A 3,072-nucleotide genomic window follows, 5' to 3' on the forward strand; every position below is an offset into this window, starting at 1 on the left:
CGTCGGCGTTGCCGATGATGTTGACCGCCTCCAACCCTGCTGAGCGCAGGTAGTTGTTGAGCAGCCCGGCCCCGCCGAGCATCTGCTGGAAGATCGCCACCACGATCACCCAGGACAAGAAGTGGGGCAGGTACAGCACCGACTGCACCAGCTGCTTGATCCGGTCCGAGACCAGGCTGTTGAGCAGCAACGCCAGCACGATCGGGGCCGGGAAGACGAACACCGTCTGCAACACGGTGATGATCAACGTGTTCTGCAACGCGTTGAGGAACTGCGGGTCCCCGTTGAACAAGATCGCGAAGTTGTCCAACCCGACCCACAAGCTCTGCTCCACCCCCAGATAGGGCTGGTAGTCCTGGAACGCGATCACGTTCCCCGCCAGCGCCACGTACTGGAACACGAAGATCACCGCCATCCCCGGCAACGCCAGCAGCAGCACCGCCCGGTCACGCCACACCCGCCGCCACCACGGCAGCCGGCGGCGGGAACGCGTCAGCGGCACCGGCGACCGTCCGGGATCCGGAGCGGGTGGCCGTACCACCTCGATCGCCGCCATACCTGCCCGCCTCTCTGCGAGTGTCTTTTAAACCGGTTTAAACGGAGCGTACGTAACCGCTTGCTGCGTGTCAACGCTGTGGGTGCGGATGTGTGGTGGAGCTGCTGCGGCACCCGGGTCAGCCGGATGTGTCGACAGGGTTCCCGGGTGGCGGCGGGCCGACGGCAGGCGGTGTCGAACGGGTTGCCGAGACCGTGTGACCGACGTGGACGCCCGTGCCTCCCGGCCGACCGGGACGTGTCCCCGGTGCCGCCGGCACCGGCGGGCGGTCACGTTCCAGGGTGCGTCGGCGGTCGAGCCCGCCCCGCGGTCGGCTGGCTAGCGGCCGAGCTCGGGACGCCGCGGCGGGTCGAGCAGGATGCCCTGCTTGCGCAGTCGGCGGCGGTCGAACCAGTTGGCGTGCCGGACCACCAGCGAGCCCCACCCCATGGCGCCGTGCAGCACCAGCAGCGGCGCTCCGCGGGAGGGCTGCGCGGCGACCTTGCTCTTCGCCGAGCCCCAGCCCGCGCTCAGCCGGTCGAGGTTGGCCGACCAGTCCTGCGGGACGACGATGGTGATGCTGCCGGCGTTGCCGATCACCTCGATGTCGATGACGTCGCTGCGGGCGGTCGCCTGCAGGCAGTCCAGCCGCACCGAGCCGACGGCACCGTTGACCCGCACGAACGGCGGGATCTCCCAGCGGCCCTCGCGGGTCACGCTGGACCAGCCGGCGTCCAGCACCAGACGGTCCTCCACCGAGGAGCCGGGTGCCCTGAGCAGCCGCGGGTCGCTCGTCCGCGGGCTGGTCAGCGCCGCGGACGGCGGGTCGATCGGGAGGTCGGCGACCAGGGCGTCCAGGTCGGCGTAGGTGCGGGCCTGCAGCGCGGCATCCAGCCGCTCCTGCATCTCCTCCATGGTGAGCCGGCCCTCGGCCATGGCGTCCTGCAGCGCCGAGGCGACCGCGTCACGCTCGCGGTCCCCGATCCGCAGCTCCGGTCTCCGCTCCGACATGGCCGTAGCGTAGCCGCGTCGGGGCCTCGTCCGCCGGGCGCGTTCCCGGCCGCTCCTACACTCGACGCATGTCCTCGACCGTGGCCCCGCCCAGCCGGATCGGCTCGCTGGTGGCGCCCGCCGTCCCACCGCTGGTGCTCACCGTGCTGATGTGGCTGAGCGAGCTGGTCGACACCCTGCTCGGCGGCTTCCTCGACCAGTTCGGCATCCAGCCGCGCGAGACCGAGGGGCTCATCGGCGTCCTCGCCGCGCCGCTGCTGCACGCCGGACTGGGCCACCTGATCGCCAACACCACCGCCTTCGTGGTGCTCGGGGTGCTGACCGCCCTCATCACCGGGCGCTTCTGGGCCGCCACCGTGGGCATCACCGTGGTGGCCGGGCTGGCGGTCTGGCTGGTCGGCGGGGACGGGACGGTCCACCTCGGGGCCAGCCTGCTGGTCTACGGCTACGCCGCGTTCCTCTTCGCCTGGGGCATCTTCGTCCGGCGGGCGCTGGCGATCGCCGTCTCGCTGTTCGTCGCCCTGGCCTACGGCGGGATCGTCTGGGGTGTGCTGCCCACCGGCTCGGGGATCAGCTGGGAGGGCCACCTCTTCGGCGCGCTGGCCGGGGTGCTGCTGGCCTACCTGCTCTCCCGCCGCGAGCGCCGGCAGCTCCCCCGCGGCTAGCCGACCGGCTCAGCCGGCGGCACCCGAGCCGAGCTCGACCACCAGCACACCCGCGGCGATGAGCACGATGCCGACCGCCATCGTGGGCGTCAGCGGCTCGTCGAAGACGACCCGGGCCAGCACCGCGGTCAGCGCCACCCCGGTCGCGGTCCAGATGCCGTAGGCGACGCCGAGCGGCATCCCGTGCTGCAGGGCGAGGCTGAGGCAGCCGAAGGCGAGCACGTAGCCCAGCACCACCGGGACGGCCCACCACCGCTTCCGCAGCCCCTCAGACGCCCGCAGCGACATCGTCGCGCCGACCTCGAGCAGGATCGCCACCGCGAGGAAGAGCCAGCTCACCGCGCCGCCTCCTCCCGCCGGGCCCGCTGCGAGCCCATCTCCACGGTCAGCACCCCGGCCACGATCAGCGCCATCCCCAGCCCCATCAGCGCGGTCAGCGGCTCGGCGAAGAGGACGGCCGACAGCAGCGCGGTCAGCGTGACACCGCCCGCGCCCCAGACGCCGTAGGCGACGCCGATCGGCATGCCCAGGCGCAGGCACACCGACAGCAGGGTGAAGGCGGTGAGGTAGCCGGCGACCACGAGCACGTACCACGCCGGGTGGTCCAGGGCCGCCTTCAGGGCGAGCGCCGCCGCCACCTCGCTGACGATCGCCGCTCCCAACGCACCCCACACCCGCATCCGCCGCGCCCTCCCCTCGTCCGCCCGCATCCGGGGAGGCTAGCCGAGCGCCGGCGACGCGGGCACGGCGAAGACGCCGAGGGGCGGGCGCGGACCCCGGGGTCCGCACCCGCCCCTCGGCGGTCGAGCTGGTCCTCAGCGGATCTTGGTGACCTGCACCACCGACGGACGCGGACCGCGC

Annotated in this window: 4 protein-coding genes and 1 pseudogene; 1 reads left to right on the top strand and 4 read right to left on the bottom strand. The window is 72.5% G+C overall.

Annotated features, from left to right (window positions below):
• Positions 1-556 (bottom strand): annotated as a pseudogene (locus DVA66_RS18830) (sugar ABC transporter permease); the annotation flags it as partial.
• 318 nt (positions 557-874) lie between these two features.
• Entirely contained in the window at positions 875-1,546 is a 672-nt protein-coding gene (locus tag DVA66_RS18835) for a DUF1707 SHOCT-like domain-containing protein (RefSeq protein ID WP_114561396.1), read from the bottom strand.
• A gap of 68 nt (positions 1,547-1,614) precedes the next feature.
• Here DVA66_RS18835 and DVA66_RS18840 point away from each other — a divergent pair, with 68 nt between their 5' ends.
• A complete protein-coding gene (locus DVA66_RS18840) occupies positions 1,615-2,211 on the top strand; it encodes a rhomboid family intramembrane serine protease (protein ID WP_114561397.1) in 597 nt (198 codons plus the stop codon).
• A 9-nt stretch (positions 2,212-2,220) separates the two neighbouring features.
• Here the strand turns inward: DVA66_RS18840 and DVA66_RS18845 are convergent, their stop codons facing one another.
• A complete protein-coding gene (locus DVA66_RS18845) occupies positions 2,221-2,550 on the bottom strand; it encodes a DMT family transporter (protein WP_114561398.1) in 330 nt (109 codons plus the stop codon).
• Complete coding sequence (locus DVA66_RS18850) at positions 2,547-2,921, bottom strand: DMT family transporter (RefSeq protein ID WP_232822067.1); 375 nt, start codon at positions 2,919-2,921, stop codon at positions 2,547-2,549. The genes DVA66_RS18845 and DVA66_RS18850 overlap by 4 nt, the downstream gene beginning before the upstream one ends.
• Positions 2,922-3,072: the final 151 nt, after the last annotated feature.

The sequence above is a fragment of the Desertihabitans aurantiacus genome (genome assembly GCF_003344635.1).
Classification (GTDB): domain Bacteria; phylum Actinomycetota; class Actinomycetes; order Propionibacteriales; family Propionibacteriaceae; genus Desertihabitans; species Desertihabitans aurantiacus.

What these genes read in the sequence shown, in the direction of transcription:
- DVA66_RS18850 (WP_232822067.1), bottom strand. Translation starts at nt 2,921, where the DNA reads ATGCGGGCGGACGAGGGGAGGGCGCGGCGGATGCGGGTGTGGGGTGCG.
- DVA66_RS18840 (WP_114561397.1), top strand. Translation starts at nt 1,615, where the DNA reads ATGTCCTCGACCGTGGCCCCGCCCAGCCGGATCGGCTCGCTGGTGGCG.
- DVA66_RS18835 (WP_114561396.1), bottom strand. Translation starts at nt 1,546, where the DNA reads ATGTCGGAGCGGAGACCGGAGCTGCGGATCGGGGACCGCGAGCGTGAC.